Origin of the sequence: Pseudomonas salmasensis, assembly GCF_014268375.2 — a bacterium.
GTDB lineage: Bacteria > Pseudomonadota > Gammaproteobacteria > Pseudomonadales > Pseudomonadaceae > Aquipseudomonas > Aquipseudomonas salmasensis.
Window position 1 is genome coordinate 947,530 of the sequence record NZ_CP077083.1, and the last position, 26,452, is coordinate 973,981.

Here is a 26,452-nt window from a genome sequence, read left to right on the forward strand (position 1 = left end):
TTCGCATACGCAGCGTATGTCAATCACTTAGCCAAGAGACTCCCATGAGCCGAGCCCGAGCCGAAATGATCGAAGACACCCGCGCCCGCCTGATAGCGAGCGCGCGCCGGGCCTTCGCCACCCAAGGCTATGCCAATACCTCGATGGATGACTTCACTGCCCGCGCCGGGCTGACGCGCGGGGCGCTGTATCATCACTTTGGTGATAAAAAAGGGCTGCTGGCGGCGGTGGTCGCCCAACTCGACAGCGAGATGGACGCGCGCTTGCAACGCATCTCGGAGCAGGCCGTAGAGCCTTGGCGTGGTTTTTGCGAGCGCTGCCGCGCCTATCTGCGCATGGCTCAGGACCCGGAAATCCAGCGCATTGTCTTGCAGGATGCACCGGCGGTACTGGGCGACACCGGCTCCCAACAACACTGCGTGGAGTCCTTGCGCCAATTGCTGGAAGCCCTGATGCAAGCAGGACTGATACCCGCGGCACCCAGCCACGCACTGGCGCAGTTGATCAACGGCAGCCTGGTCAATACCGCGTTGTGGATTGCCCGGGATGAGCCCCCGAACACACGGCTGGAAGAAGGCTTGCAAGGCCTCGAGTTGCTCTTGCAGGGGCTGGGCCTCACACCAACCGCTTGATCTGCTTATGCCGCCACACCAACCGGTAATAGGCGATCTGCAACACCAGCATCGCCAGGTAGGTCACCGGAAATGCCATCCACACCCCTTCCAACCCGAAGTGGGCGTTGAACAGATAGGCCATTGGCAGTTCCACGCAGAGCACGCAGAAGATCGAGATCGCCACCGGCATCAGCACCACGCCGCTGGCGCGCATGATGCCGCCGATCACTGCCTGGAAGCCAAATACCAGAATGCTCCAGAGCATGATGTGCAGCAGATGTTCGGCCCGCACCCGTGCGCTGTCGTCGGTGATGAACAGGCCCAGCAACCAGTGGGACAACCCATAGCCGAGCACGATCAAGCCACCGGTGAGGCACAGGTTGATCACAAGCCCCGTGCGCAGGATCGGCCCAATACGCTCCAGGCGCCCGGCGCCAATCGCCTGGGCGCCGAGGATCGAGGCGGTGATGGCAATCGACAGCGCCGGGAACTGTACATAGTTGACGATCTGCGTCACCGCGCCATAGGCCGCCGTGGCCTGGGAACCGTGGCCGTTGACCAGGGCCAGGATGACCAGTTCCGACAGCGACAACACCACCATCTGCAAGCCCGTCGGCAGGCCGATGCGCAGGACTTTGCCGAGGATGACGCGGTCCAGGCGCAAGGCCGCAAGCAGCTCGCGGTCTGGCGCCATTACGTGGTTTTTGTGCCGCAGGCGCAGGACCAAAAACAGCATCGCCAAAGCGTTACCCACCAACCCCGCATACACCGCACTCTGGATGCCCATGGGCGGCAGGCCGATCCAGCCGCGAATCAGCGCAGGCGTCAGCAGCAAGCCCACCAGGGTCGAGACCATCAATGCCAGCAACGGCGAAATCGTGTCGCTGACCCCACGCAGCAGTTGGGTATAGAGGATGAACACCAGCAGCAACGGCATGATCAACATCATCATCTGGGCGTAGCCCACCGCAGCGTCGAGCACGTCCACTGGCGTGCCCAACGCCTGCAATGCCGGGCGCGCGAACAGGCTGCCCAGCACCGCGGCAACCAGGCCCACCAATGCGCCCAGGGTCAGGGTGGCACCGGTGATCGCCTTGACCATCCCGGTCTCCTGGGCGCCCCATGCCTGGCCGATCAACACCGAGGCGCCCGCCCCCAGGCCGATCACCAGGGCGATAAAGAAAAACACGATGGGAAACATCCCCGACACCGCAGCCAACGCCTGGGTGCCAAGCATCTGCCCGACGTAAATGCCATTGAGGGTACCGGAAAAGCTTTGCAGGAAATTGGACAGCACCATCGGTGCCAGGAACAACAGATAGATTTGCCACAGCGGACGTTGCAAAGGGTTTTGCATGAAAAACGGGGCCTCGAATGACGAAAGCGTCTCAGGGTTATACCGTAACTGGATCCAATATGCTGTTGTGAAGGCTCGGGTTAACCCCCAAAGGTCTGCGACGGCCTGCGCAACGTCGGATCAAACGGATTGAGGCGCGGCCCGATGGCCGCCGCCTCGCGCTTGAGCAACTCCACCACCATCGGCAGGCGGCTCGGCCCCAGGCGGTCGCTGATGGTCGCCACGCTCAATGCCGCGACCGCGTACCCGTCGCGGTTGAGGATGGGCACCGCCAGCCCCGCCATGCCTTCCAGCACACCAGTGTTGCGTGCCGCGTAACCGAGGTGGCGCACGCTCTCCACTTCGGAGCGCAGCAGCACTTCGTCATACAGGTGGAAGTCCTTGAGCCGTGGCAGGTTGTAGCGGATCACTGTCTCGCGCTCTTCCTCTGGCAAAAACGCCAGGATCGCCAGGCTGCCCTGCCCCACGCCCAGGGCCACGCGCCCGCCGATATCACCGGTGAAGGTACGGATCGGGTACGGGCCCTCGCTGCGGTCCAGGCAAATGGCGTCGAAGCCTGAGCGCGCCAGCAGGAACAGCGAGTCCCCCAGCGACGCGCTCAGGCGCAACAGGCTGGGGCGCACCAGGTCGCGCAGGTTGCCGGTCTTGCCTGCGTTGGCCGCCAACGCGAAGAACTCCAGGCTCAGGCGATAGCGTTTGCTGCGCGCATCCTGCTCGACCATGCCTTCGTCCATCAGGCTGCGCAGCAGGCGGTGGGTGGTGGGTTGGGACAAGCCCACCTGCTGGGCGAGCTGGGTAACCCGCTCGCCACCCTCCGGTACCTCCCCCAGGGCTCGCAGCACGGCAAACAACCGGGACACGCTGCCCGCACCGATATTCTTACCGCCGCTATTCCGCTCAGTGGAATCCATAACACCTAATCTCGTTAATAATTCTGCTCAATGAATAAATCTTAAAATAGTAGTCCGCTGAGTGAAATCCTATCTTCCGCCCATCCTAGTCTTCGTCCTAATCTGCGTCCACAGGGGCGAAATGAACAACAACCGGCAGCCGACTTGAGATCGAGCGCCAACGCACCGGCACCGCACTTTTCGCATCTGCCCAAAACAAGAAAGCGCGTTTTTGACGCGACTGAATAAAGGTGGAACGCAAACATGGCATTTCTCCAACTCAAGGCCTTGAGCAAACGCTATGGCGCCGTCGATGCGGTGGTCGCCACTGATCTGGCGGTGGAACAAGGCGAGTTCGTTTCCCTGCTCGGCCCTTCAGGCTGTGGCAAGACCACCACCCTGCAAATGATCGCCGGTTTCGTCGACGTCAGCGGCGGCCAGATCCTGCTCGACGGTCGCGACATCACCCGCGCCAAGCCCGCCAGCCGTGGCCTGGGCGTGGTGTTCCAGAGCTACGCGCTGTTCCCGCATATGAGCGTGCGCGACAACGTGGCCTTCGGCTTGAAGATGCGCAAGGTGCCAGCGGCCGACATCGCCACCCGCGTCAACAGCGTGCTGGAGTTGGTACGCCTGGCCCAACATGCCGAGCGCTACCCCCGCGAGCTGTCCGGCGGCCAGCGCCAGCGCGTGGCCCTGGCCCGTGCGCTGGTGATCGAACCGCCGGTGTTGTTGCTCGATGAGCCACTGTCCAACCTCGACGCCAACCTGCGTGAAGAGATGCAGTTTGAAATCCGGCGTATCCAGTGCGCGGTGGGCATCACCACTCTGATGGTCACCCATGACCAGGCCGAAGCCCTGTCGATCAGCGACCGCGTGGTGGTGATGCAGGCCGGGCGTGTGACCCAGATCGACGCGCCGTACAAACTCTATGAACACCCGCGCACGCGCTTTATCTCGGACTTCGTGGGCAAGGCCAACCTGCTGGTCGGCGACTACGACGCGCTCGGCATCCCTCAAGTGCGCCACGACGGCGGCGCAGGTGAACTGACCCTGAGCCTGCGCCCGGAAAAAATCCAACTGGTGGACCCTGGTACCGGGCGCATGCAAGGCACGGTACTGGACCGCTACTTTTTCGGCAGCCAATGGCTGTACCGCGTTCACACCTCCCTGGGCGAAATCACTGTAGTGCGCAGTAACGACGGCAGCGCGCCCTTGGCTAACGGCGCAGCGGTAGGCCTGCAATGGCAGGCCGATTTGCTGCGCGTACTGGCGGCCGATGAGGTGCACCCATGAGTCGCGGTTACCTGCTCTCGCTGCCGGCGCTGGTGCTGTTTGCCGGGCTTTTGATCATGCCGCTGGGCTTGACCCTGGTGCTGTCGTTCAATGTGTTCGACTACCAAGCGGGCGTAAAGGCCGATGAGTGGACCTTGGCCCATTACTGGGCGCTGTTGAGCGACGCCTACTTTTACGAGATCTTCTGGCGCACGTTCTGGATCAGCGCCCTGGTGACGCTACTGTGCGTGGTGATCGGCGTGCCGGAGGCCTACATCCTCAGCCGCATGGGCACGCCGTGGCGCTCGATTTTCCTGATCGTGATCCTCACGCCGCTGCTGATTTCGGTGGTGGTACGCGCGTTTGGCTGGAGCCTGCTGCTGGGTGCCGACGGGCTGATTAACCAAATGATCCAGGCCCTCGGCGGGCGCCCGATGAAGCTGCTGTATACGCCGTTCGCCGTGATTATCGCGTTGGTGCACGTGATGCTGCCGTTCATGATTATTCCGGTGTGGACCTCCCTGCAGAAGCTCGACCCGTCGGCCGAACAGGCGGCGCTATCCCTGGGCGCCAGCCAAGCCACGGTGATGCGCAAGATCGTATTGCCCCAAGTGATGCCCGGTGTGCTGTCCGGCACCCTGATCGTGTTCGGTTTGGCTGCCAGCTCCTTTGCGATCCCAGGCCTGCTGGGTGGGCGACGCCTGAAGATGGTCGCCACCGTGGTGTACGACCAGTACCTCTCGGAACTCAACTGGCCCATGGGCGCGACCCTCGCGGTGGCGCTGCTGTTGGTCAATCTGCTGATCATGCTGAGCTGGAATCGCATGGTCGAAGGCCGCTACAAAAAGTCCCTGGGGGTTTAAGCGCATGTCCAGAAACGGTCCGTTGGCCCTCGGCTTCCATGCCATGGTGGTGCTGTTCATGATGGCGCCGCTGGTGGTGGTGTGCCTGGTGGCATTCACGCCAGAGAACACCTTGAGCCTGCCCACGTCGGGCTTCTCCCTGCGCTGGTTTCGCGCGGTGTTCGAACGCGCCGACTTTATCCAGGCGTTCTACAACAGCCTGATCCTGGCCTTCACTGCCGCCACCCTGGCCACCCTGATCGCGGTGCCGGCAGCCCTGGCGATCAGCCGCTATTCATTCCCGGGGCGCAATTTCTTCAGTGCGCTGTTCCTGTCGCCCATCATCATTCCGCACTTGGTGCTGGGGGTGGCCATGCTGCGCCTGTTTGCGCTGATGGGCGTCAATGGCAGCTTTACCTGGCTGATGCTCGCGCACGTAGTGATCATTACGCCCTACGTGTTGCGCCTGGTATTGGCGGCGGCCATCGGCATTGATCGCAGTGCCGAGCAGGCCGCCGAATCCCTTGGTGCAGGGCGTTTTACGCTGTTCCGGCAGATCACCCTGCCGATGATTTTGCCCGGTGTGGCCGGTGGGTGGTTGCTGGCGTTCATCAACAGTTTCGATGAAGTGACCCTGTCGATTTTCGTCAGCTCGCCAGCCACGCAAACGCTGCCGGTGCGCATGTACGTGTACGCCACCGAGTCCATCGACCCGATGATGGCGGCCGTGTCGGCGCTGGTGATCGCACTGACGGCAGCGACCATGATTGTGCTCGACCGGGTCTACGGCCTGGACCGCGTGCTGGTGGGGAAACACTGATGGCCTTGTTCAAGCGACTGAGCGAAACCCAACGCCCTGCCCTGGCCTTCACCCTTGATGGCCAGCCCGCCACGGGGTTGCTCGGCGATACCCTGCTGACCGCCATGCTGACCTGCGCCGAGCACCTGTGCGGCAGTGATTTCAGCGCCGAGCGTCGCGCCGGGTTTTGCCTGATGGGCGCGTGCCAGGATTGTTGGGTGCGCCTGGCCGATGGGCGGCGGGTGCGCGCCTGTTCGTCCCTGCTGGAAGAAGGCCAGGCGATCAGCCGTGATCCAGGGCGCCAGCCATGAAGCCGGTGGTGATTGTGGGTGCAGGCCCGGCGGGGATCAGCGCGGCGCGCACCTTGCTCGACCATGGCATCACACCATGCCTGGTGGATGAGAGCCCGCGCGGTGGCGGGCAGATTTATCGGCGCCAACCCCCAGGGTTCCAACGCACTGCCCGGCAGATCTACGGGTTTGAAGCACGCAAGGCACAAGCCGTGCACCGCACCATGGATGAACTGGCAGCGCTGATCGACTACCGGCCGGACACCTTGGTATGGAATGCCGAGAATGGTCGCCTGGACATGCTCAATAACGGGCGCGCCGACAGCCTCGACTACGCGCAGGTCATTGTCGCTACCGGCGCCACCGACCGCATCCTGCCTGTGCCGGGCTGGACGTTACCCGGCGTCTACAGCCTGGGCGCGGCGCAAATCGCCTTGAAGTACCAAGGCTGCGCGATAGGCGAACGCGTGGTGTTTTGCGGCTCCGGGCCGTTGCTCTATTTGGTCGCTTACCAATACGCAAAGGCCGGTGCCAAGGTGCTTGCGGTGCTCGACAGTGCACCGCTGAGCGCCCAATGCCGTGCCTTGCCGGCGCTGCTCAGGCAACCGGCGACCCTGGCCAAGGGCATGTATTACCGCGCCTGGCTGACCGCCCACGGGATTCCCGTGCATCAGGGCGCAATGCTCAAGCAGATCGATGGCGACCAACGGGTGCGCGGCATTCGCTGGGGCGAGCAGACCCTGCCATGCGATGCGGTGGCCTTCGCCCACGCCCTGCGCAGCGAAACGCAATTGGCCGATCTGCTCGGCTGTGAGTTTACCTGGAACCCCCTCAACCGCGCCTGGCTGCCGCAACGCGACAGCGCCGGGCGCAGCAGTGTCGAAGGGGTATACCTAGCGGGCGACGGCGCCGGCATCATGGGCGCCGATGCCGCGCACATGGCCGGCGAATGTGCCGCGCTGGCGCTGCTGGAGGATACCGGTGTCGCGGTCGACCAGCGCCGCCGGGCCACACTGGAGCGTCAGTTGGCGCGTATCCAGCGCTTTCGCCAGGGCCTGGAAACCGCGTTCCCCTTCCCCGAACACTGGGCCGCGCAGGCGCCGGACGAACTGGTCCTGTGTCGCTGCGAAGAGGTCAGCGTCGGCGAGGTGCGCGCCGTGGTGGATGAAGGCCACTGGGAGATCAATCGGGTCAAAGCCCATTGCCGCGTCGGCATGGGCCGCTGCCAGGGGCGAATGTGCGGGTTGGCGGCGGCGGAAATCGTGGCCGAGCGTAGCGGGCGTGACCTCCCCCAAGTTGGGCGCTTGCGTGGCCAGGCGCCGATCAAGCCGCTGCCGTTTGGCGTGCAGGTGCAGCCATGATCGACGTCATCGTCTTGGGGGGCGGCATCGTCGGGGCTTCGGCGGCCTTGATGCTCGCCCAGAAAGGCCAGCGTGTGGCCCTGGTAGAACGGGATTTTTGTGGCTCGCATGCAAGCGGCGTCAATTACGGCGGCGTGCGGCGCCAAGGGCGGCCCTTGCATCAGTTGCCGCTGTCGCAACGCGCTCACCAACTGTGGGCCGACCTGCCCGGACTGATTGGTATCGAGGGTGAATACGTGCGCTCCGGGCATTTGAAGCTGGCGCGCAGCCCTGCGGACTTTGCCGCACTGCAAGCCTACGCCGAGCAGACCCGTGGCTTTGGCCTGGGTTTGCAACTGTTGGACCGCAGCGAGTTGCGCAGGCGTTTTCCCTGGGTGGGCGACGTGGCAGTCGGCGCCTCGTTGTGCCCGGACGACGGGCATGCCAACCCGCGCCTGGTGGCCCCGGCTTTTGCTCGAACCGCCCAACGCCACGGCGCTGCGGTGTACGAGCAAGCCGAGGTGATCCGCATCGAGCACGACAGCCACGTGTTCCAGGTGCACTGCGCCAACGGCCTGCACTTGCAAGCGCCCTGGCTGCTCAACTGTGCGGGCGCCTGGGCCGGCAAGGTCGCCGCGCAATTGGGCGAGCCGGTGCCGATCATCTCGGCGCACCCGGCGATGCTGGTCACCGAGCCGCTACCGGGGGTGATGACCGTCAGCACCGGCGTCGAGGGTGGCGGCATCTATGCCCGGCAAGTCGCCCGCGGCAATTGCATCCTCGGTGGCGGGCGCGGCTTTGCCCTGGGCCCGCAGCAGGCCAGGCCGGGCCAGGCGGCGGTGCTGGAGATTCTGCGCAACGCCGGCGAACTCTACCCGTTTCTCCAGGGTGCCCAAGCCATTCGCACCTGGAGTGGCACCGAAGGTTACCTGCCCGACCACGAACCTGTGATCGGCCCCAGCAGTACCCAACCTGGGCTGCTCCACGGTTTCGGCTTTGCCGGCGCCGGGTTCCAGCTCGGCCCCGCCGTCGGTGAAGCCCTGGCAGAGATCGTCTGCGACGGCGCCAGCGGCCAACCCATCGAAGCGTTTTCCATCCGTCGTTTCCAAGCCTGAGAGGAAAAACCCCATGCAATCACGTCTCGCGTTGTCCTGCTTGTCCCTCGCCTTGCTCACCGGCACGGCCCATGCCGCACCCACGCTGTACCTGGGCATGAACGGCGGCACCATGGAACGGGTGTACGCCGACAAGGTGCTGCCCGCCTTCGAAAAGGCCAATAACGTCAAGGTCGTGATCGTACCTGGCACTTCCTCGGACATCCTCGCCAAGGTCCAGGCCAACAAGGCCAACCCGCAGATGCATGTGATGTTCCTCGACGACGGCATCATGTACCGCGCCATCTCCATGGGCCTGTGCGACAAGCTCGCGCCGAGCCCGGCGCTGGAACAGATCCCGGCCAAGGCCCGCATCAAGGACGAAGCCGTGGCCGTGACCCTGGGCGTCACTGGCCTTGGCTACAACGCCAAGATGTTCAAGGACAACGGCTGGGCCGCGCCCACCTCATGGATGGACCTGGCCGACCCGCGCTTCAAGGACAAAGTGGTGTTCCAGTCCCTGGCCTCCTCCACCTTCGGCCTGCATGGGTTCCTGATGTTCAACCGCATCCAGGGTGGCGATGAAACCCATGTGGAACCGGGCTTCAAGGCCTGGCCTAAGACCGTTGGCCCCAACGTGCTGGAATACATCGCCAGCTCCGCGAAGATCTCCGAGATGGTGCAAACCGACGAGGCCGCGATCTTCCCCCTGACCCCGACCCAGGTCGCCACGCAAAAGCTGCTCGGCATACCGATGGAGTATGCGCAGCCCAAAGAAGGTGCGGTGGTGCTCAACGTGGCCGAATGCGTGATCGCCCGCAATGACCAGCCGGAACTGGCGCAGAAGCTCGCAGCGTTCTTGCTGACCGCCGAGGCCCAGGCGCCGGCGTTGGAAGAAGGTGACCAGATCCCGTCGAACCCGACCACCCCCACCACCGACAAAACCCGTGCGCGGGTGGAAGCCATGCAGGGTTATCTGCAAACGGCCATTTCGATTGATTGGGACCAGGTCAACCACGCACGGCCAGAGTGGAACGCGCGGTGGAGTCGCTCGATTGAACGTTGAGGCTTAGCCCTGCGCAATCAGGGCCAGTTCTTCGCGGGTGCGGCTGATGTGTGCACCGGCCTTGAGCAATTCGTCGACGGCCTGTACACCGCCCTCCTCGCTGATGCTGCGGCACGCCGGCAAATGCAGAACAACGTGCAAGCCGGCCTTGAGCAATTGCAACGCGGTAGTCTTGACGCAGTAGTCCAGCGCCAAGCCGCCGACGATCACACGAACCACGCCGTGGGCCTTGAGGTACTCGATGACGCCGGTGGACAGCTTGTCGTGCAGGTCGTGGTAACAGGCGCCGTAGGGGTGCAGGTCGGGCTCGACACCTTTCCAGATGAAGTAGTCGTAGTCATAGGGCGTGGGCAACTCATCGAGCAAGGTGAACCCCTCGGTGCCCGGCACGCAGTGGCTGACCCAGGTCACATCGGCATGGGCCAGGCCGGTGGGTTGCAGCATCTCGCTGTGTTGCGCGACCACCCAGGGCGCGTGGGGGGTGTGGGCGTCCTTGCTACCGATGCGGTGGCCGGCAAGGCTGGCCATGTAGTTGAGTTCGGCACCAATGTGGTCGCCACCGGCTACCGGTAATTCATTGGGGCATAAAGGTGTGAAGCTCTTCTGGGCGTCGACGTCGAATGAAGCGATGGCGGCTTTCGAAAGGCTCATGGTCGTTCTCTGGTGGTCTGCACGTACGACCGCCTCAGGGCGAGCGTAGAAATCTTGAAGTATGGGACAGTTTACTGCGGGGATCGATGCGTTGCTAACTCACCCTATTCTCAAGAACGCTGAAGTTCAAAGGTGGGAGCTGGCTTGCCTGCGATGACGGGAGTGAATCCACCAACGCTATCGCAGGCAAGCCAGCTCCCACAGTTGGGTCAGCGTCAAACACTAGTTCATCCAATTGCCGCCATCGACGTTATAGGTCTGGGCCACCACGTAGTCGGCCTCCGCCGACGCCAGGAAGATCGCCATGCCGGTCAGGTCTTGCGCCGTGCCCATCCGCCCAAACGGCACCTCATCGCCTACGCGCTTTTTCTTCTCGCCAGGCGCCAGCCCTTCATGCCTGGCGAACAGCGCATCCACCCCATCCCAATGCTCGCCGGCCACTACACCGGGGGCGATGGCGTTGACGTTGATGCCTTGCTTGATCAGGTTCAACCCCGCCGATTGCGTCAGGCTGATCACCGCCGCCTTGGTCGCGCAGTAGACCGCCACCAACGGCTCACCCCGCCGCCCGGCCTGGCTGGCCATGTTGATGATCTTGCCGCCATGACCTTGGCTGATCATCTGCCGGGCCGCGGCCTGCAGGGTGAACAGAGTGCCGGCGACGTTGATCGAGAACAGCCGCTCAAAGCTGTCGCGGGTGATGTCGACGATGGGGGCCAGGTCGAACAAGGCGGCGTTGTTGATCAGGATATCGAGCTTGCCGGCGTGGCTCACCACTGTGGCGATGGCTGCGTCGATGGAGGCTTGGTCGGTGACGTCCATCGCCACGGCGTAAGCCTGGGGGCCCAGCTCGGCGGCAGTGGCCTGGGCCCTGTGCAGGTTGATGTCAGCAATGGCCACCGTGGCGCCTTCAGCGATGTAAGCCTGGGCAAACGCACGGCCAATACCCCGCGCCGATCCCGTGATCAGCGCGCTTTTACCTTCGAGTCGTTTCATGGGGTGTCCTGTAAAGGTTATTGCCGGTAGCCGGTGAGCGCTGCCGAGAACGGCTTGCCGACCTGTGTTGTTGAGCTTCGATTACAGCAGCTTGGCCTGCCGGCTCACAAACGACTGACGAAGGCTCGGCTGATACTTTTTTAACCGCAGGCATAGGATCAAAAAAGTATCAGCCTCAGGCGAAACCGGGGCTAGCGCACCGATTGCCAGTGCGGGTATTTTGGGGCGATTGCACCCTCACAAGAGGCAGCACCATGCCCATCAGCCCCGCCACCCTGTTCGAGCACCGCCCTGCGGAACTTGAAGTGATCCTGCCCGAACCAGAACATGGCTTTCGCTGGTTCGAACATGACTATCCCTATGAATTGGCGCGCTGGAACCATCACCCTGAATTCGAAATCCACCTGATCCGCCAAGGCAGCGGCAAGTTGGTGGCGGGCGACTATATCGGTGCGTTCAGCGCCGGGCATGTCGCGCTGATCGGCCCTGGCCTGCCGCACGACTGGATCGGCGAACTGGCCCCGGGCGAATACCTGCACGGGCGGGATGTGGTACTGCAATTCGACGGCGCCGCCCTCCTCGCCCTGCGCACCACCCTGCCTGAGCTCGGTGATTTACAGCCACTGTTTGAACGGGCGCGCCGGGGCATCGAATTCACCGGCGAGACCGCAACGGGCGCGGCACGGCTGATGGAGGCCATCGGCAGCGCCCATGGGCTGCAACGCCTGACCCTCTTCCTGCAACTGCTCGACACCCTGAACAACGCCTCACCCTCACAGGCCAAAACCCTGGCCAGCCCTTGCTACGCACCAACCCTGGACGCGCGCAGTGCCCAGCGCATCAACAAGGCGTTTGACTACTTGATGCGAGAGCTGACCGGCGATGTACGCCTGTCGGACATCGCTCGGCAATTGGACATGAGCGAACCGGGCTTTTCGCGGTTTTTCAAGCGCAACACCGGTCACGGCTTTATCGACCTGATGCGCAAGTTCCGCGTGCAGCGAGCCTGCCGCTTGCTGTTGCACAGCCAGATGTCAGTGGCGGACATCTGCTTTGAGGTGGGCTACGCCAACCTGTCGAATTTCAACCGCCACTTTCGTATCGAAATGCACCAGACGCCGAGTGAGTACCGGCGTCAGGCCGCACTTCAAGTATTCAACTGAGCCAGTGCCTGCTGTGCCAGGCGAGCAACCTGCAACTCATTCATGGCACGCTCGCGCTCCTGGTCTTCCAGAAACCAGGCGGCGGACAACCCGGCATGCGCCACTACCCATTGCAACAATCGCGGACGCGAGAGGCTGGCCGCCTGGGCGATAACCCCAACCTGGCGGCTGAAACGCAGCGGGTCGCTACTGGTCGGCAGATCCGGGTTGCAGATCAAATTAGCGTAATCGTAACCGCGTTCGCCCATCACCCGCTTAGGATCAATCGCCAGCCAGCCCCGCGGGCCAAAGTCGAGGATATTGTCGTGATGGCAATCACCGTGCAGTACCACCACCTCCTGTTGCGCAGCCAGCAATGTGCGGGCCATCGTCGCGCAGTCGCGTAAGTCGCCGCCCTCCTGTTCGGCGGCGTGCCATAAGGAACTGAACCACTCATCCAGACCAACCAACCCTTCAGGCGGCGACGCACGAGGCGCATGCAGCCGGGCCAGGGTGGCGCAGGCTATCTGGCTGGCTTCATCGTCCTGGCCATTGAGGGCCATGCGCAGCAAGGAACCTGGCCCCGTGGCGCGTTCCATCAACACAGCGGTGTAGTCATGGGCGAACACGCGTGCCGCGCCGTCGCCTGCCCACCAGCTCAACAGGCGGCCGCCGAGTTTTTCTTCAGGGGTATGGGCAATTTTCAGCATCGCCGGCACGCCTTGCCAACGCACCGGCAAGAGGTGGCTGCCCGGTGTGACGATAGGCTCTCCATCGGCACTTAGGTTCCAGGCACGCAGGTAGTGTTCGAACATCGGGTTCCTCCACAGGGTTGGCGCGTCAGGATGACAGAAAACCCACAGTTTTCCTGACCAAAGCGTCGGCAAATTCGTCTTTTTTCTAAACAGTTCAAGCCATTGACCCAAGTTGGTACAGGCTGTGCAAACGTTTGCGGAACGAACTTGACCGCCAAGTTCACTCCTCCCCGTCAAATCGGGTTTAAACCGCGTAAGAATAAGGACTTTCAATGCACCCCACCTCAAAGCCTCGCGCTTGTCTTGGCGCTTCTTTGCTACTGGCCGCCGTTACGGGAGTACTCAGTGCACCCATTTTGGCGCAGCAAAAGCCCATGGATGACTCAGCACAGGGCGAAACCCTCAGCCCTGAAGCCAACCCCCCGGCGAAAAAAGGCGTGTATCTGTCGGAGTGGTTTAACCAGGACCTCACGCTGATCGGCAGCAAAGACATCAGTTTCGGCCCCAAGCCCCAGGATGACGTCTATCTGGAGTACGAGTACTTCGGGCGCAAAGGCCCCTTTGAGTTGTACGGCTATATTGATGTGCCGAAGATCCTCACCATCGGTAACAGCAATGACAAAGGCGTGTGGGACCATGGCTCGCCGGTGTTCATGGAGCATGAACCGCGGATCTCCATCGACTACCTCGCAGGACGTAGCCTGGCGTTCGGCCCGTTCAAGGAATGGTATGTGGCCTTTGACTGGATCTACGACCACGGCAGCCGCAAGGAAAACCGCGCCAACACCTTGTACAGCGGCCTGGGCACCGACATCGACACCCACTCGCGGGTCAACCTGTCGGCCAATTTCTACGGGCGCTACCAGTGGGAAAACTACGGCGCCAGCAATGAGTATTCCTGGGACGGCTACCGGGCGCAGATGAAGTACATCGTGCCCATCGGCAAGTTCGACAACGGCGCCTCGCTGACCTACATCGGTTTTACCAACTACGATTTCGGCTCGGACCTGCATAAGGACAACCCAGCGCGCACCGCCAATTCCCTGGTGGCCACCAACGTGTTGCTGTACTCGTTTACCCACCTGCGCTTTACCCTGGTCGGCCGTTACTTTCACAACGGCGGTAACTGGGAGGACGGCAGCGAGTTGAATTTCGGCGAAGGCAACTTCCGCGCACGCTCAGACGGCTGGGGTTACTACGCCGGCGTGGGCTACCAATTCTGATCAAGGAGCTGTAGATGAACGCATTGACCCGTATCTCGCTGGCCGCAGGCCTGGCCCTATTGCCCCACGTGGTGCTGGCGGATAACCCGGCGCCGATCAAACCCAAGGTGATGCTGATCACCATGTTCGCCCCCGAGGCGCAAACCTGGATCGACCGCCTGGCCCTCAAACAAGAAGTGCGCGTACCGGGCTTGTCCGCCGAATACCCGGTGATTCGCTGCAACGCCCAGGACGTGTGCCTGCTGGTGACCGGCATGGGCCAGACCAACGCGGCCGCGTCTACCCTGGCCCTAGCCTTGTCGCCCAAGTTCGACCTGCGCCAGAGTTACTTCCTGGTTGCCGGGATCGCCGGCATCAGCCCCAAGCACGGCACGATTGGCACCGCTGCCTGGGCTCATTACCTGGTGGAGTTCGGCACGCAGTGGGAGCTGGATTCACGGGATGCGCCCAAGGACTGGCCGACGGGCTATATCGGGATCAACACCAAGGGCCCCAACGAAAAACCACCGCTGGACTACAAGACCGAAGTATTTGAGCTCAACCAAAAGCTGCAAGCCAAGGCATTTGCTTTGTCGCACAAGGTGGAGCTGACAGAAAGCACAGAGTCCGCCGCCTGGCGCAAACACTACCCCGCCGCCCCGGCCAACCAACCGCCGCAGGTTACCCGCTGCGACACCCTGGCGGGCAACACCTGGTTTTCCGGCACGCGGTTGAGCGAACGTGCCGAGGTCTGGACCAAGTTGCTTACCGACAACAAAGGCGAATATTGCACCACCCAACAAGAGGACAACTCCACCTACGAAGCGCTGCTGCGCGCCAGCCGTGAAGGTTTGGTGGATATCCAGCGCCTGGCCGTGGTGCGCGCCGGCTCCGACTTTGACCGGCCTTATCCGGGCTACAGCGAGGTAGACAACCTGCTCAAGTATGCGGACCAGGGTGGTTTTGTACCGGCGCTGGAAAACCTGTATCGCACGGGCAACCCGTTGGTCCAGGCGATTGTGCAGAATTGGTCGGCGTGGGAAAAAGGCGTTCCCGAAACCGAATAAAGATCAAAAAAATGTGGGAGCGGGCTTGCTCGCGAATGCGGTGTATCAGTCACCTATATATCGACGGACACTCTGCATTCGCGAGCAAGCCCGCTCCCACATTTCTATCCCATCAAGGCAGGAAGATGATTTTGTCGGGGCTGCCGCTGTTCACTTCTGCATAGCATTGAACCCCGTCCACCAACGCCACTTCACGTAATCCCGTAGGCAGCGGCAACAGGCCTTCATCAAAGAAGCGCCCAAACGCCTCCAGCATCACCGCGCATTGTTCGCAGCTATAGAGCAACGAGTTAACCCCCACCACCGCCCCCCCCTTGCGGTACAGCGCCAGGGCCGGTAACTGCACGTGGCCGTCAACCGGGGCGGCGATGATCGCAATGCGGCCGAACGGTGCAAGCCCCGCCACCGCGGCAGGCAGCCAGAAGCCGGTGGTGTCAAAGATCACATCGGCGCCGCCCTTGAACACGGCCTGCACTTGCGCGCCCAGTTCCTCCGGCTTGCCCAAGGCAATCACCTCCAGACCTTGAGCCTGCAACAACTCGAGCTGATCGGCCTTGCGCACAGCCGCCAGCACCTGCGCACCGCGTATCTTCGCGAGCGCCAATGCCGCACTGCCGACCGCGCCGTTGGCGCCGACCACAAGCAAGCGCGTGCCCTGGCCAACGCCGCTGCGTTCCAGGGCATCCCAGGCGGTGGTATAGGGCACGCCGAGGCTGGCCGCCTGGGCAAAGCTCAAATGTGTGGGTTTGTGCGCCACGCCTGTGGCTGACACCCGCAGGTATTGGGCATGGGAACCGTCAGCGAAAAAGCCCAGGTCACGACCGGTGCCCCAGACTGCCTGCCCGAGCAATGCCTGCGGGCCTTCCACCACCACGCCGGCAAAGTCACGCCCGGGAATGCGCGGCAGCGTGGTGTAGGGGAAGCGGCCGAGCACGTTTTTGACGTCGCTGGGGTTCAGGCCCGCAGCTTTAATCTGAACCAGCACCTCACCGGCAGACGGCACCGGCACGGGCACCTCCACCAGGCTCAGGTGGGCGAGGTCGCCGGTGGCGGTAAATTGCAGTGCGTTCATCGAGGGCATCCGTCAAAGGGAAAAGGGATCAGGACAACCAACCACCGACCAACTGCCGCGCCATGGGCCAGAGCTTTTCGCCGAGCAGCATGCCCATCAGGCCGACCAGTGCGATAGCGGGCGGTGCCGGTGAGCGGAAATCCAGCGCGCCGTAGATCACGCCGACAAACAGGCCGATGGCCAAGGAAATCAAATAGCTCATGAAGGCTGCGCCCGGTGGATTGATGGGCTCAGTCTAGGGCGCGCCTACCGTGGGTATCGGCCAAGTGCTTCAGGATTTCGGCCAACCCCGGTACTGCGACGGCGACACGCCCAGTTCACGTCGGAACATGTCGCTGAAGCTGCTGGGCGAGTAACCCAGGGTGCGCGCTATGCCGCTCACCGACTGGCCCTGGATGAGCTCCGCCGCCGCCGTGGCCAACTGCACCTGACGGCGCCACTGGGCAAACCCCATGCCCAGGTGCTGCTGGAACAACCGCGCCAGGGTACGCACGCTGGCGCCCGCCGCCTCGGCGTGCTGTTCAAACGGGATGTCCAGGGAAGGCGCAGCCATGACCGCCTGGCACGCATTGATCAGCCGACGATCCGCCGCCACCGGCATGGCAATGCGAATAGACGAGCGACGTGCGCGTTGCAACTCCAGCAGGGCCAGGCCTACGACAGCCTCGTAGTAGGCCCCATCGCCGTGATCGCCCTGCTCCACCAAGGTCACGATCAACTCCCGCAACAAGCGGCCCACTTCGATCACCTGCACCTGGCTGTCCAGCGTCGCGGCCAACGCCGGGCGCAGGTAGATATTGCGCATCTGCAAATCGGAGGCCACACGGATGCCGTGTTCCACTCCCGGCGGCAACCAGACCGCGCGCTGGGGCGGCACCACCAGGGCTTCGCGGGGCGTCTCGACCCACATCACACCGCTCATGGCGTAGAGCAACTGGCCCCAATCGTGACTATGCGGCTCTACGTACAACCCACGCGGGTAGGTACGCGCCAACGGTTGCACGGGAACGGCGTGATCAGTGAGGTCGGGAGGCGCGGCCAGGGCCATGGCGGGTACATATTAATCAAGGATGGGCCACCATGGTAAAGACTGGCCGCGGGCAAGCGAACTGTTTTTACTCACCCTGCAGGCACCGGGTATCCGGGCCCGCAGGTCAATGCTGTCAACCGTGGGCCGACTTGGCGCATTCGCAACCCGTTGCGGCGGCGCAGGGTTCACCGTGAGCATGGTGCTCGGCACAGCCCTGGCAGCAATAGCCCTTGCCGTCTTTCATGATTGCGTCAGCGCCCAATACACATTTGCAGTGAGGGCAAGCACAGGTTTGATCTGGCATGGTCAGACTCCTTTTTCATGGTCGTCCGGTGCGGCGAGCGCCGCACCTTAAGCAGTGACCCTGAGCAAGCAAGCATGGTTCAGCGCCGTCAGTCGGCCCGGCGGCTATTGCTGCGGTACATGAACACCAACGCCAGGGCGAGCAACAGCATGGCGAGGATACGGCTGCCCGACAGCTCGATCGCCGGGTTGCCCAGCCAGCCAAAGTTGTCGATCAACATGCCCATGCCCAATTGCCCGACAATCACCGCCACCGTGGCGACGGCCGTGCCGACCACAGGCACCGCGCCGACCATCACCATCATGTACACCACGCCAAACAGGGCACCGGTCAATTGCCACTTGGGCACCTCCAGCAGGCTGACGGCCTGGGCCGGCTCGAAGAAAAATATCAACAGCGCCGTGGTCAGCGCGCCCACCGCAAAGGTCAACAGGCTGCTGCGCAACACCCCCACAGTCTGGCCCAGACGCCCATTGATAGCGGCCTGCACACTCAGCACCGCACCCGCTGCAATCACCACCACCAACAACATAAACAGATTCATCGCCTTAACCTCGCGCAATCAGAACCAGAGCCGCCACAATCAACGCCAACGCGATCCAGCGCTCGCCATTGACCCGTTTGCGCGCCGTGCCGAACCAGCCGAAGTGGTCGATCAACACGCTCTTGCCCACCTGGCCCGAGAGGATCGCGATCATGGTCATCGCGATGCCGATGTGCGGTGTGGCCAGGGTTAGCACCACCACGTACATCGGCCCCAGAAACCCGCCGATCAACTGCCAGCGCGGCAACTGCGTGAATGCCGGGCCCTTTTGCGGGCCGCTGAACAGCAGCAGTAAAAACAGAATCGCCGTGCCAACGCCAAAGATGCTCAACGTCGCCCACAAATGCCCGACCTGCGCGCCCAATGGCCCGAGCAACCCGGCCTCCACCGACAGGCCCATGCCCGCCAGAATTACCAACGGCAACAGCAGCAGCCGTAAAAGGTTATTGCTCGGCCTGGCCTGCGCCAGCCCCTCGGTAGAACGTGCCTGCATACATCACCCGTGTATCAAGAAAGAAAAACATGGCGCGCATTATCCGGTGGCCGTCCTGTGCGATAAATGGGAGTATGCGGACAACACCTTTGCGCAAAACGCACAGCCTGGAGAGATGATGCAGGGCTTGAATGAACTGAGTTTCAAGGCGCTACGCCTGTTTGTGGCCGTGCTGGACCAGGGCAGCTTTTCTGAAGTGGCCCGCCGCGAAGGCCTGGCGCCCTCCTCCATTTCGCGGCAGATCCAACTGATGGAACAGGCCGTCGGCCAGCAATTGCTCTACCGCCATACGCGTGCCGTCAGCCCCACCGAAGCCGGCCGCCTGCTGGGCCGCCACGCGCGCTTGCTACTCGAGCAGTTGGAGACGGCGAACCAGGCCCTGCAGGAGCAAGACAGCGAACCCAGCGGCCTGGTGCGCATCAACGCGCCCATGGTGTTCGGCCAGCGCCACCTTTCACCCTGGTTGGGAGCGCTGTGCCGGCGCTACCCGAAGTTGCAGCTGGATATCCAGCAGACCGACACCTTCGTCGACCCGCTGCAAGATGGCACCGACCTGCTGTTTCGTATCGGCGTGCTCAATGACTCGGGGATGCAGGCGCGCATCTTTGCGCCGCAACGCTTTCGCATCGCTGCCAGCCCTGCCTACCTGGCCCAGCACGGCACGCCGCGCCACCCCGACGAACTGGCCCACCACCACTGCCTGGCCTACAAAGGCATCACCGGCCAGCAGCGCTGGTTCTTCCGCCGCGGCCAAGGCGACTGGACAGCCTACAGCGTCAGCGGCCCCATCACCGGCAACCACGCCGATACCCTCACCCACGCTGCCGAACAAGGCCTGGGCCTGGTGGTGTTTCCGTCCTGGCTGATTGGCGAAAGCCTGCGCGCCGGCACCTTGCAGGCGGTGCTCGGCGAATACGAAGTTGCGACAACCCTGGAGCCCCAACAGATCGCCGCGTTGTGGCCGGGCAGCAGGAGGCTGTCGCTGAAGGTGCGCACGGTGATCGACTATTTCGTGGAGTGTTTTGGGGCGGTGCCGTATTGGGATCGGTGACGGATGTTGGCGCTGCTGAACGGCGCCAGTGAAGGAATATTCCTAGTAGGAAAAGTAGGCTCGTTCTGATTTTGGGGGCCAGTATTTCTGGGGACGGTGCGCTGGGGCAGACTTCGGCAACGTCCACTGCCGAGATACCGACATGAACGCTACGTGTTCGACACTGACTGTCTCACTCAGCCAAGCAAAAGCCGATTTTTTGAAATTGGCTCATCAGGCCAGCACTGGCCAGGTGATAACTATCACCAGAACTGGAGTGGCATTTGTCCAGCTTTTGGCTGTGCGAAAGGCTCCTCAACGCCGGATAGGAGCGATGAAAGGGAAACTGATTATTCCTGATGACTTTGATACACCGCTTCCTGACAGCCTGCTTCGGGAGTTTGAGAAAAAGAGCACATGACTCAACCCTAGCTCAGAACAACCACTGCCCAATCAACCAAGCATTCGCCCCACTGATCACCGCGAACAGAAACCACGCCAGCAGCCGCGTGGGCAGCCGGTTGACGAAGGGCCCCATCAGTTGCTTGTCGCCGGTCATGCGGATCAGCGGGTACAGCGCAAAGGGCAACTGCAGGCTCAATACCACCTGGCTGAGAATCAGCAGCTTGCCGATGGCATCGTCGCCCATCAGCCATACCCCCAGGAACGCCGGGATCAGCGCCAGCCCACGGGTGATCAGGCGGCGCTGCCAGCAGGGTATGCGCAGGTTCAGGTAACCCTCCATGATCACTTGCCCGGCAATGGTGCCGGTAAAGGTCGAGCTCTGGCCCGAAGCCAGCAAGGCGATACCGAACAGGATGCTGGCGAAAGCACCGCCGACCAGGGGGTCGAGCAGGTGATAGGCGTCCTGGATTTCCACCACATCGGTATGGCCGGTCTTGTAGAAGGCCGCAGCCGCCAGCACCAGGATCGCGGCGTTGACCAACAGCGCCAAGGCCAGGGAGCCAATGGTGTCGATACGCGCCAGCTTGACTGCATCCTGCTTGCTCGCCAGGTCCTTGCCGATCAGGCGGGTCTGCACGATGGAGGTGTGCAGGTAGAGGTTATGGGGCATGACCGTGGCGCCGAGGATACCGATGGCCAGGTACAACGGCGCCGCATCGCTGATGGCCGACAGTGACGGGGTGAACCCGCTGAGCACATCGGGCCAATAGGGTTTGATCAGCACCAGCTCGATGAAAAAGCACACGCCGATGGTCGCGACCAGCGCCAGCATGATCGCTTCGAGGCGGCGAAAACCACGATTTTGCAGGGCCAGGATCAACAGCGTATCGAATGCCGTGATGACGATGCCGGTGGTCAGCGACACGCCGAGCAACAGGTGAAACGCCAGGGCGCAGCCGAGCACTTCGGCAAGGTCTGTGGCGATGATGGAGATTTCCGCCAATGCCCACTGGGTACGAGCAGAGCGCTGGCTGTAGCGCTCACGGCACAGTTGCGCCAGGTCCTTGCCGGTGGCGATGCCCAGCCGCGAACACAGGCACTGCACCGCCATCCCCGCCAGGCTGGCCAGCAGCACCACAAACAACAGGCTATAGCCGTAGCGTGAACCGGCTTCGATGGCCGTTGCCCAGTTGCCGGGGTCCATGTAGCCGATGGAGATCAGCAGGCCGGGGCCAGCAAACATCAGCACCCGTTTAAAAAACGAGGCCTTGGGATCAACAGCGACAGAGCCGGCCACTTCCGGCGGGCAAAACGGAGCGGTAGCGATTTTTGGCAGGCTGAATTTCACGCGGTATTCCAGGCAAATACACAAGACTTGGGCAGCAGCTTATCAGTCGGTGGCGACCGTGCGCATCACCGTATCCCGTGGCAGGTCAAACGCTTCCACCACTTGCACCACCAGATCCAGCTCCTGGTTAAGCGCCTCGCGCTCCATGCGTTGGCGGATCACACCGATCACCAATACCGCCAAGGTAGTGATCGAATACGCCGGGCCGGAAAACGCCCGAACGCCGCTGACCAGCAACATCGCCGCAGCCAGCGCCTGGCCCACCACCGGAATCGCCGTGGCCGCCCCGCGCCGCAGGATAAACCCGGTCAGCCCGGCCAACGCCGTGCCGCTCAAAGCTGCGGTAGCCGAACGGCCCACATCCAAGCGGTTGAACAACCCCTGCTCTTTTTGTGCAGCCGCCTGGAGCTCGGCCTCGAACGCCTGGCGATCAGCGCGGCTGAGTTTGTCCTTGTACTGCTCGATCAGTGTTTCTGCGACCTGCCCTTCGATCTCTGCCAGCGTCACGTGTTCAAGTGGTTGGTCGAACTTGATGCCCAGGCGTTGCGCCACGTCTTCGGCAATCTGGCGATAGCCCACGCCATGGCCACGGGCCAGGTTCATAAAGCTGTCGCCGCCCATGCGCTGCAACTCAATGGCCAGTTTCAACGGTTCGCGCACACTGGCATCAATCGCGGCACTGCGCTTTTGCGCCATCAGTTCGGCAAGAAACTTCAGCTCCTCCGGCCGTGCTTGCATCAATGCCGGGTACAGGTCCACGTCTGCTTCGGCAAACCGCACTTCACTGCTGCGCGAGTCCACACGGATCATGCCGCGCCGTTCCTGCAGCAAATCGGTGTACTGCACCACCGTCTTCAACTGCGGCCAATAGGCGGCATGATCGAAGCTGGCCAGGTGCACATTGGTCACCTTGGCCTTGAGCGCGGGCGTCACGTCAATCGCATAGCGGCCAATGCAACGCTCGGTATCGGGCTTCATGGCCAGCGCCCAGTCCTTGCTGGAATGGCAGTTGATCAACCGCCCCTTCAGCGGCGCCGACACCTCGTCCCAGGGGCTCGAGGTACAGATCGCGCCGCCCATCAACAACAGGTTATTCAACGGCAGTTCGCGAGCGATCTCGGGGCTGGCCAGCAGGCTCTTGACCAGAATGCGCGCGCCCAGGGAGTGGCCGATCAGGTTAATGCGTCGCACCGGCAGCGACTGGTCGTGCAGGTAGCCGGCCAATTCTGGCAACAAGGTCTTGGCCACTTCATCCACCCGCGCCTCGACGCTTTTGTAATGATCAAGGAAATAGGCAATGGCCTTGCCCACGCCCACCGTCGCCGCGCCCAGGCCGCCACCGCCGAGCAATGAGGCGAGCACGTCCTTGAACGGTGCAAACAGGTTTTCCAGAAAATGCCCCGCCGGCCAGAACAGCATCAGGTTGGTCGAGCCTTCGATAGCCGCCAACTGTTGCTTGAAATTGCCCAGTTGCTGGCGGTTGAAGAACGCCGAGTAACCGTGAACATAGAGATTGAGCACATCCCCCTGGGGCTCGCCACACAGGACGAACGTGGGCTTGCGGGTGCGGTGCATTTCATCCCACTGGTGTTGCATAGAGCGGCGACTCCGGGTGACGGGATGGCGATAGTAACAAACAGAGGCGATCAGAAAGGTGAATCCTGACCGACGTTTGCAGAAGGGCCTGGCCAAAACAGTATTCAACCAAGACCAAACACTGCGCGACTGCTTAAACTGACTGGCGGGACATGGTAAAACAGGGCCCAGCCCCCTCACCGGAGACCGCCACCATGCCAGGCAAACTTGAACAACCCGAGCAATTGAGTGTGGTCATGGGCGCAAACTTCAGCACCTTGAGCCAAATTGAGCAACTGACCAGCGCATGACCGCACTCTCCTCGCTTGGCCAACCCCGCACTCTGGTGTTCCTGACCTACCCGCACATGGGCCTGCTTGACCTGACCGGCGCGCAAACGGTGTTCTGGGCCGCGACCAAGGCCATGGCCGAGCGCGGTTTGCAAGGTTATGTGCTGCACAACGCCAGCCTGACGGGCGGGCTGATGCCAACCGCCGAAGGCTTGAGCGTCGACACTGTGGCTTTGGCGCAGTTGGACCCAGCCACCATCGACACTCTTGTGGTACCCGGCGCGCCCGCCATTGAGCAAGCCATGCTGGACAATACTGCGCTGGTGGACTGGCTGCGCAACGCCTCCGGCCAAGCGCGACGTACCGCCTCGGTGTGCAGCGGCACTTTTTTGCTGGCGCTGGCGGGCTTGCTGGAGGGGCGCCGCGCGGCAACGCATTGGGCCATGTGCGAGCTGCTCAAGCAACGCTTCCCGAGCATCGAGGTGGACGTGGACGCGATCTTCGTACAGCAGGGCCAGGTGTGGACCTCGGCGGGCGTCAGCGCCGGGATCGACCTGGCGCTCGCGCTGGTGGAGGCCGACTGCGGGCGCGAAGTGGCGCTGCAAGTGGCACGCGAACTGGTGGTGTTCCTCAAGCGCCCCGGTGGCCAGGCGCAGTTCAGCCAGGTGCTGCAAGCGCAAACCGCCGACAGCGCCGGCTTTGATGCGCTGCATGCCTGGATCAGCGACAACCTGCGCGACAGCGACCTCAGCGTCGAACGCTTGGCCGCGCAGAGCCATATGAGCCCACGCAACTTTGCCCGGGTCTACAAGCAGAAAACCGGTCGCACCCCGGCCAAGGCCATCGAGCTGTTTCGCATGGAAGCGGCGCGCCGCATGCTCGAAGACTCCCAACGCAGCATCGAGCAGATCGCCGGGCTTTGCGGGTTTGGCGATGAAGAACGCATGCGCTGCACCTTCCACCGCCATCTGGCCATCTCACCGCGCGACTACCGCGAGCGTTTTTCCCGCTAGGCCGACTGACCTGGCAGTTATCCAGGGTTAACTGTCCTTTCGGACAGACCCTGCTGCTTTTACAGTGATCCGGCAATGCCTTGCGGCTTACCTGGTCTCTGGAGCAACCCATGAAACAACATATTCTGATCATTGGCGCCGGGTTCGGTGGCGTGTGGAGCGCCTTGAGCGCCGCTCGGCTGCTGGACAAGCACGACCGCAACGATGTGCGCATCAGCCTGCTCGCCCCCCAAGCGGAGCTGCGTATTCGCCCGCGGTTCTACGAGCCCGATGTGCATACCATGCTGGCCCCACTTGATGCGCTGTTCGACGCTGTGGGCGTGACCTTTGTGCAAGGCGCCGCCGACAGCATCGACCCCCCTAATAAGCAAGTGACCTATCGCAACGCGGCCGGCATCCCGGCCACCCTCGCCTACGACCGCCTGGTAGTGGCTGCCGGCAGCCGCTTGAACCGCCCAGACATGGACGGCATCGCGCATGTGTTCGATGTGGATCAGATCGAAGACGCCGCGCGCCTTGAGGCCCATATCAAGGCCCTCAAAAATCTGCCCGACAGCCCGGCCCGCAATACCGTGGTGGTGGCCGGCGGCGGCTTTACCGGTATCGAGACCGCCACCGAAATGCCGGCGCGCCTGCGTGCGGCACTGGGTGAAACGGCCAACATCCGTGTGATCGTGGTAGACCGCGGGCCGCAGATTGCCGCGTCGATGGGCGATGGTATACGCCCCTCGATCATCGAAGCTAGCCAGGCACTGGGGCTTGAATGGGTACTGAACACCTCGGTGGCCTCGGTGGATGCCGGTGGCGTGACCCTGGCGGATGGGCAGCGGATTGAATCAAGCACCGTGATCTGGACCATCGGCTTTCGTGCCAACCCGCTGACCGAACAGGTGAGTGCCACCCGCGATCCCCAGGGCCGCCTGCACGTGGACGCCACCCTCAAGGTCAAGGGCCAGGCCGCCATCTTTGCCGCCGGCGACGTGGCCTACGCCGCCACAGACGAGCTGGGCAACTTCGCTGCCATGTCCTGCCAGCACGCCATCGCCCTGGGCCGCTACGCCGGCAACAACGTCGCCGCCGATCTGATCGGCGTAGCCCCCATGGCCTACAGCCAACCCAAATACGTCACCTGCCTCGACCTCGGCGCCTGGGGCGCGGTGTACACCGAAGGCTGGGACCGTCAGCTTAAGCTGGTGGGCCAGGAAGCCAAGGACCTCAAACAGCAGATCAATAGCGTGTGGATCTACCCACCGGCGGCGGATAGAAAGGTGGCGTTGGCGGCGGCGGATCCGTTGATTCCGGTGGCGTAGAACTTCGCGTTGCTCACTACAATGACAGGATGTGAACGATCCAATTTTTTGATGTCATCCACTTCCCGGTTGCGATGGAGCATCGCGCAGGCTACTCTTTCAACTCGCAGCAAGTGCTGCGATTGGACTTGGCGGTCCGACCAGATATAGGCGCAACGGCGCCCCCAACACGATTGCAGGCGCTTTTTTTGCGCCCGTGATTTCGTGCAATGGCGGGTTGCGCAGGGACTTCTTCGGAAGTGCCGGGTCCTATATCCCCGGTCCGCCAACCTTGCGTAATCCGCCACCCTAATTCTGCTTGGCGGCAGAAGGTGACGGCTCACTTAGATATAGGAGCAAGAACCATGACCTCATCTGATCGGTATATGCCCATAACGGGCCCCGATTGCACCATACCTACACTGCTAATCGATACTCAGGCGCCGCTTGATGCTTTGCATGACGCAGCAGTTTTTCGTATTCGGGCAGTCACTCAAGTTCTGGAAAACCTGGCACTTCGCGATGAAATCAGCAGCGATACCATAGTGCTGCAGGACTTCGCGTTGCTGTTGAGTATTCCATTGCGGGACGGCTGCGATTTACTGGATGTGATCGGGCGTAGGCTAAGGGCAAGGATGTCGTAACCGAAAACAGGCGACCTTACGGTCGCCCTCTATAAACT

29 protein-coding genes are annotated in these 26,452 nt (G+C 62.4%); 16 read left to right on the forward strand and 13 right to left on the reverse strand.

The features are described from left to right. Positions 1–44: 44 nt before the first annotated feature. The gene (locus HU731_RS03810) at positions 45–632 is read left to right on the forward strand and encodes a TetR/AcrR family transcriptional regulator (RefSeq protein WP_186608044.1); all 588 of its coding nucleotides are present in this window, start codon (positions 45–47) and stop codon (positions 630–632) included. Here the strand turns inward: HU731_RS03810 and HU731_RS03815 are convergent. Continuing rightward, positions 616–1,971, reverse strand: coding sequence for an MATE family efflux transporter (locus tag HU731_RS03815; RefSeq protein ID WP_186608043.1), 1,356 nt, complete (start codon positions 1,969–1,971; stop codon positions 616–618). The genes HU731_RS03810 and HU731_RS03815 overlap by 17 nt on opposite strands. Positions 1,972–2,051: 80 nt before the next feature. After that, positions 2,052–2,882, reverse strand: coding sequence for an IclR family transcriptional regulator (locus HU731_RS03820; RefSeq protein ID WP_186608042.1), 831 nt, complete (start codon positions 2,880–2,882; stop codon positions 2,052–2,054). Between the two features lie 243 nt (positions 2,883–3,125). On the opposite strand from HU731_RS03820, the gene HU731_RS03825 reads away from it, so the two are divergent. The 7 genes from HU731_RS03825 to HU731_RS03855 are packed head-to-tail and all read left to right on the forward strand — an operon-like array spanning position 3,126 to position 9,564. Next, positions 3,126–4,154 carry an ABC transporter ATP-binding protein gene (locus tag HU731_RS03825; protein WP_186608041.1) on the forward strand — a complete coding sequence of 343 codons (1,029 nt, stop codon included), beginning with the start codon at positions 3,126–3,128 and terminating at the stop codon, positions 4,152–4,154. Then, positions 4,151–4,996 carry an ABC transporter permease gene (locus HU731_RS03830; RefSeq protein ID WP_186608040.1) on the forward strand — a complete coding sequence of 282 codons (846 nt, stop codon included), beginning with the start codon at positions 4,151–4,153 and terminating at the stop codon, positions 4,994–4,996. The genes HU731_RS03825 and HU731_RS03830 overlap by 4 nt, the downstream gene beginning before the upstream one ends. A 4-nt stretch (positions 4,997–5,000) precedes the next feature. Next, entirely contained in the window at positions 5,001–5,795 is a 795-nt protein-coding gene (locus HU731_RS03835) for an ABC transporter permease (protein ID WP_032896775.1), read from the forward strand. Further along, a complete protein-coding gene (locus HU731_RS03840; RefSeq protein ID WP_186608039.1) occupies positions 5,795–6,085 on the forward strand; it encodes a (2Fe-2S)-binding protein in 291 nt (96 codons plus the stop codon). Before HU731_RS03835 ends, HU731_RS03840 begins: the two co-directional genes overlap by 1 nt. After that, a complete protein-coding gene (locus tag HU731_RS03845) occupies positions 6,082–7,425 on the forward strand; it encodes an FAD/NAD(P)-dependent oxidoreductase (protein ID WP_186608038.1) in 1,344 nt (447 codons plus the stop codon). Before HU731_RS03840 ends, HU731_RS03845 begins: the two co-directional genes overlap by 4 nt. Next, positions 7,422–8,519 (forward strand): NAD(P)/FAD-dependent oxidoreductase, encoded by a 1,098-nt coding sequence (locus HU731_RS03850; RefSeq protein ID WP_186608037.1) that lies wholly within the window; start codon positions 7,422–7,424, stop codon positions 8,517–8,519. Before HU731_RS03845 ends, HU731_RS03850 begins: the two co-directional genes overlap by 4 nt. 13 nt (positions 8,520–8,532) lie before the next feature. Continuing rightward, positions 8,533–9,564 (forward strand): ABC transporter substrate-binding protein, encoded by a 1,032-nt coding sequence (locus tag HU731_RS03855; RefSeq protein ID WP_186608036.1) that lies wholly within the window; start codon positions 8,533–8,535, stop codon positions 9,562–9,564. 3 nt (positions 9,565–9,567) lie between these two features. Here the strand turns inward: HU731_RS03855 and HU731_RS03860 are convergent, their stop codons facing one another. Together HU731_RS03860 and HU731_RS03865 are read right to left on the reverse strand one after the other, a co-directional pair. Further along, a complete protein-coding gene (locus HU731_RS03860) occupies positions 9,568–10,215 on the reverse strand; it encodes an isochorismatase family protein (protein ID WP_186608035.1) in 648 nt (215 codons plus the stop codon). A 222-nt stretch (positions 10,216–10,437) separates the two neighbouring features. Further along, positions 10,438–11,211 (reverse strand): L-iditol 2-dehydrogenase, encoded by a 774-nt coding sequence (locus tag HU731_RS03865; RefSeq protein ID WP_186608034.1) that lies wholly within the window; start codon positions 11,209–11,211, stop codon positions 10,438–10,440. Between the two features lie 254 nt (positions 11,212–11,465). On the opposite strand from HU731_RS03865, the gene HU731_RS03870 reads away from it, so the two are divergent. Next, complete coding sequence (locus HU731_RS03870; protein WP_186608033.1) at positions 11,466–12,374, forward strand: AraC family transcriptional regulator; 909 nt, start codon at positions 11,466–11,468, stop codon at positions 12,372–12,374. Here HU731_RS03870 and HU731_RS03875 read toward each other — a convergent pair. Next, on the reverse strand, positions 12,359–13,168 hold the full coding sequence (locus tag HU731_RS03875) for an aminoglycoside phosphotransferase family protein (RefSeq protein WP_186608032.1): 810 nt from the start codon (positions 13,166–13,168) through the stop codon (positions 12,359–12,361). The genes HU731_RS03870 and HU731_RS03875 overlap by 16 nt on opposite strands. 212 nt (positions 13,169–13,380) lie before the next feature. On the opposite strand from HU731_RS03875, the gene HU731_RS03880 reads away from it, so the two are divergent. After that, the gene (locus HU731_RS03880; protein ID WP_186608031.1) at positions 13,381–14,331 is read left to right on the forward strand and encodes a nucleoside-specific channel-forming protein Tsx; all 951 of its coding nucleotides are present in this window, start codon (positions 13,381–13,383) and stop codon (positions 14,329–14,331) included. A 14-nt stretch (positions 14,332–14,345) separates the two neighbouring features. Next, entirely contained in the window at positions 14,346–15,377 is a 1,032-nt protein-coding gene (locus HU731_RS03885) for a purine-nucleoside phosphorylase (RefSeq protein WP_186608030.1), read from the forward strand. A 112-nt stretch (positions 15,378–15,489) separates the two neighbouring features. On the opposite strand, the gene HU731_RS03890 is transcribed toward HU731_RS03885, so the two are convergent. The 6 genes from HU731_RS03890 to HU731_RS03915 form a co-directional block, all read right to left on the reverse strand. Next, positions 15,490–16,449 carry a quinone oxidoreductase family protein gene (locus tag HU731_RS03890; protein WP_186608029.1) on the reverse strand — a complete coding sequence of 320 codons (960 nt, stop codon included), beginning with the start codon at positions 16,447–16,449 and terminating at the stop codon, positions 15,490–15,492. Positions 16,450–16,477: 28 nt separating this feature from the next. Beyond that, a complete protein-coding gene (locus tag HU731_RS03895) occupies positions 16,478–16,651 on the reverse strand; it encodes a DUF1427 family protein (protein ID WP_078467628.1) in 174 nt (57 codons plus the stop codon). A 69-nt stretch (positions 16,652–16,720) separates the two neighbouring features. Next, the gene (locus HU731_RS03900; RefSeq protein WP_186608028.1) at positions 16,721–17,497 is read right to left on the reverse strand and encodes an AraC family transcriptional regulator; all 777 of its coding nucleotides are present in this window, start codon (positions 17,495–17,497) and stop codon (positions 16,721–16,723) included. Between the two features lie 115 nt (positions 17,498–17,612). Continuing rightward, positions 17,613–17,783 carry a metallothionein gene (locus HU731_RS03905; RefSeq protein ID WP_019816816.1) on the reverse strand — a complete coding sequence of 57 codons (171 nt, stop codon included), beginning with the start codon at positions 17,781–17,783 and terminating at the stop codon, positions 17,613–17,615. A gap of 88 nt (positions 17,784–17,871) precedes the next feature. Beyond that, entirely contained in the window at positions 17,872–18,327 is a 456-nt protein-coding gene (locus tag HU731_RS03910) for a DMT family transporter (protein WP_003191976.1), read from the reverse strand. A 4-nt stretch (positions 18,328–18,331) separates the two neighbouring features. Then, positions 18,332–18,820, reverse strand: coding sequence for a DMT family transporter (locus HU731_RS03915; RefSeq protein ID WP_014718846.1), 489 nt, complete (start codon positions 18,818–18,820; stop codon positions 18,332–18,334). Positions 18,821–18,938: 118 nt separating this feature from the next. On the opposite strand from HU731_RS03915, the gene HU731_RS03920 reads away from it, so the two are divergent. Both HU731_RS03920 and HU731_RS03925 read left to right on the forward strand, forming a co-directional pair. Continuing rightward, entirely contained in the window at positions 18,939–19,871 is a 933-nt protein-coding gene (locus tag HU731_RS03920) for a LysR family transcriptional regulator (protein ID WP_186608027.1), read from the forward strand. Positions 19,872–20,013: 142 nt separating this feature from the next. Next, on the forward strand, positions 20,014–20,271 hold the full coding sequence (locus HU731_RS03925; protein WP_186608026.1) for a type II toxin-antitoxin system Phd/YefM family antitoxin: 258 nt from the start codon (positions 20,014–20,016) through the stop codon (positions 20,269–20,271). A 12-nt stretch (positions 20,272–20,283) separates the two neighbouring features. On the opposite strand, the gene HU731_RS03930 is transcribed toward HU731_RS03925, so the two are convergent. Further along, positions 20,284–21,603 carry an Nramp family divalent metal transporter gene (locus HU731_RS03930; protein ID WP_186608025.1) on the reverse strand — a complete coding sequence of 440 codons (1,320 nt, stop codon included), beginning with the start codon at positions 21,601–21,603 and terminating at the stop codon, positions 20,284–20,286. Between the two features lie 42 nt (positions 21,604–21,645). Next, complete coding sequence (locus tag HU731_RS03935; protein WP_186608024.1) at positions 21,646–23,199, reverse strand: DUF726 domain-containing protein; 1,554 nt, start codon at positions 23,197–23,199, stop codon at positions 21,646–21,648. 286 nt (positions 23,200–23,485) lie between these two features. Here HU731_RS03935 and HU731_RS03940 point away from each other — a divergent pair, with 286 nt between their 5' ends. The 3 genes from HU731_RS03940 (at position 23,486) to HU731_RS03950 (ending at position 26,414) form a co-directional block, all read left to right on the forward strand. Beyond that, complete coding sequence (locus tag HU731_RS03940) at positions 23,486–24,481, forward strand: GlxA family transcriptional regulator (protein WP_186608023.1); 996 nt, start codon at positions 23,486–23,488, stop codon at positions 24,479–24,481. A 110-nt stretch (positions 24,482–24,591) separates the two neighbouring features. Then, entirely contained in the window at positions 24,592–25,791 is a 1,200-nt protein-coding gene (locus HU731_RS03945; protein WP_186608022.1) for an NAD(P)/FAD-dependent oxidoreductase, read from the forward strand. Between the two features lie 365 nt (positions 25,792–26,156). After that, positions 26,157–26,414, forward strand: a complete 258-nt coding sequence (locus tag HU731_RS03950) for a hypothetical protein (RefSeq protein ID WP_186608051.1) — start codon at positions 26,157–26,159, stop codon at positions 26,412–26,414. Positions 26,415–26,452: the final 38 nt, after the last annotated feature.

Excerpts from the sequence above, each read along its gene's own strand:
- HU731_RS03855 (WP_186608036.1), top strand. The coding sequence starts at position 8,533 with ATGCAATCACGTCTCGCGTTGTCCTGCTTGTCCCTCGCCTTGCTCACC.
- HU731_RS03950 (WP_186608051.1), top strand. The coding sequence starts at position 26,157 with ATGCCCATAACGGGCCCCGATTGCACCATACCTACACTGCTAATCGAT.
- HU731_RS03825 (WP_186608041.1), top strand. The coding sequence starts at position 3,126 with ATGGCATTTCTCCAACTCAAGGCCTTGAGCAAACGCTATGGCGCCGTC.
- HU731_RS03840 (WP_186608039.1), top strand. The coding sequence starts at position 5,795 with ATGGCCTTGTTCAAGCGACTGAGCGAAACCCAACGCCCTGCCCTGGCC.
- HU731_RS03905 (WP_019816816.1), bottom strand. The coding sequence starts at position 17,783 with ATGCCAGATCAAACCTGTGCTTGCCCTCACTGCAAATGTGTATTGGGC.
- HU731_RS03845 (WP_186608038.1), top strand. The coding sequence starts at position 6,082 with ATGAAGCCGGTGGTGATTGTGGGTGCAGGCCCGGCGGGGATCAGCGCG.
- HU731_RS03870 (WP_186608033.1), top strand. The coding sequence starts at position 11,466 with ATGCCCATCAGCCCCGCCACCCTGTTCGAGCACCGCCCTGCGGAACTT.
- HU731_RS03925 (WP_186608026.1), top strand. The coding sequence starts at position 20,014 with ATGAACGCTACGTGTTCGACACTGACTGTCTCACTCAGCCAAGCAAAA.
- HU731_RS03815 (WP_186608043.1), bottom strand. The coding sequence starts at position 1,971 with ATGCAAAACCCTTTGCAACGTCCGCTGTGGCAAATCTATCTGTTGTTC.
- HU731_RS03875 (WP_186608032.1), bottom strand. The coding sequence starts at position 13,168 with ATGTTCGAACACTACCTGCGTGCCTGGAACCTAAGTGCCGATGGAGAG.
- HU731_RS03940 (WP_186608023.1), top strand. The coding sequence starts at position 23,486 with ATGACCGCACTCTCCTCGCTTGGCCAACCCCGCACTCTGGTGTTCCTG.
- HU731_RS03885 (WP_186608030.1), top strand. The coding sequence starts at position 14,346 with ATGAACGCATTGACCCGTATCTCGCTGGCCGCAGGCCTGGCCCTATTG.
- HU731_RS03910 (WP_003191976.1), bottom strand. The coding sequence starts at position 18,327 with ATGAATCTGTTTATGTTGTTGGTGGTGGTGATTGCAGCGGGTGCGGTG.
- HU731_RS03895 (WP_078467628.1), bottom strand. The coding sequence starts at position 16,651 with ATGAGCTATTTGATTTCCTTGGCCATCGGCCTGTTTGTCGGCGTGATC.
- HU731_RS03920 (WP_186608027.1), top strand. The coding sequence starts at position 18,939 with ATGCAGGGCTTGAATGAACTGAGTTTCAAGGCGCTACGCCTGTTTGTG.
- HU731_RS03860 (WP_186608035.1), bottom strand. The coding sequence starts at position 10,215 with ATGAGCCTTTCGAAAGCCGCCATCGCTTCATTCGACGTCGACGCCCAG.
- HU731_RS03850 (WP_186608037.1), top strand. The coding sequence starts at position 7,422 with ATGATCGACGTCATCGTCTTGGGGGGCGGCATCGTCGGGGCTTCGGCG.
- HU731_RS03810 (WP_186608044.1), top strand. The coding sequence starts at position 45 with ATGAGCCGAGCCCGAGCCGAAATGATCGAAGACACCCGCGCCCGCCTG.
- HU731_RS03820 (WP_186608042.1), bottom strand. The coding sequence starts at position 2,882 with ATGGATTCCACTGAGCGGAATAGCGGCGGTAAGAATATCGGTGCGGGC.
- HU731_RS03945 (WP_186608022.1), top strand. The coding sequence starts at position 24,592 with ATGAAACAACATATTCTGATCATTGGCGCCGGGTTCGGTGGCGTGTGG.
- HU731_RS03900 (WP_186608028.1), bottom strand. The coding sequence starts at position 17,497 with ATGGCCCTGGCCGCGCCTCCCGACCTCACTGATCACGCCGTTCCCGTG.
- HU731_RS03935 (WP_186608024.1), bottom strand. The coding sequence starts at position 23,199 with ATGCAACACCAGTGGGATGAAATGCACCGCACCCGCAAGCCCACGTTC.
- HU731_RS03890 (WP_186608029.1), bottom strand. The coding sequence starts at position 16,449 with ATGAACGCACTGCAATTTACCGCCACCGGCGACCTCGCCCACCTGAGC.
- HU731_RS03830 (WP_186608040.1), top strand. The coding sequence starts at position 4,151 with ATGAGTCGCGGTTACCTGCTCTCGCTGCCGGCGCTGGTGCTGTTTGCC.
- HU731_RS03835 (WP_032896775.1), top strand. The coding sequence starts at position 5,001 with ATGTCCAGAAACGGTCCGTTGGCCCTCGGCTTCCATGCCATGGTGGTG.
- HU731_RS03865 (WP_186608034.1), bottom strand. The coding sequence starts at position 11,211 with ATGAAACGACTCGAAGGTAAAAGCGCGCTGATCACGGGATCGGCGCGG.
- HU731_RS03880 (WP_186608031.1), top strand. The coding sequence starts at position 13,381 with ATGCACCCCACCTCAAAGCCTCGCGCTTGTCTTGGCGCTTCTTTGCTA.
- HU731_RS03915 (WP_014718846.1), bottom strand. The coding sequence starts at position 18,820 with ATGCAGGCACGTTCTACCGAGGGGCTGGCGCAGGCCAGGCCGAGCAAT.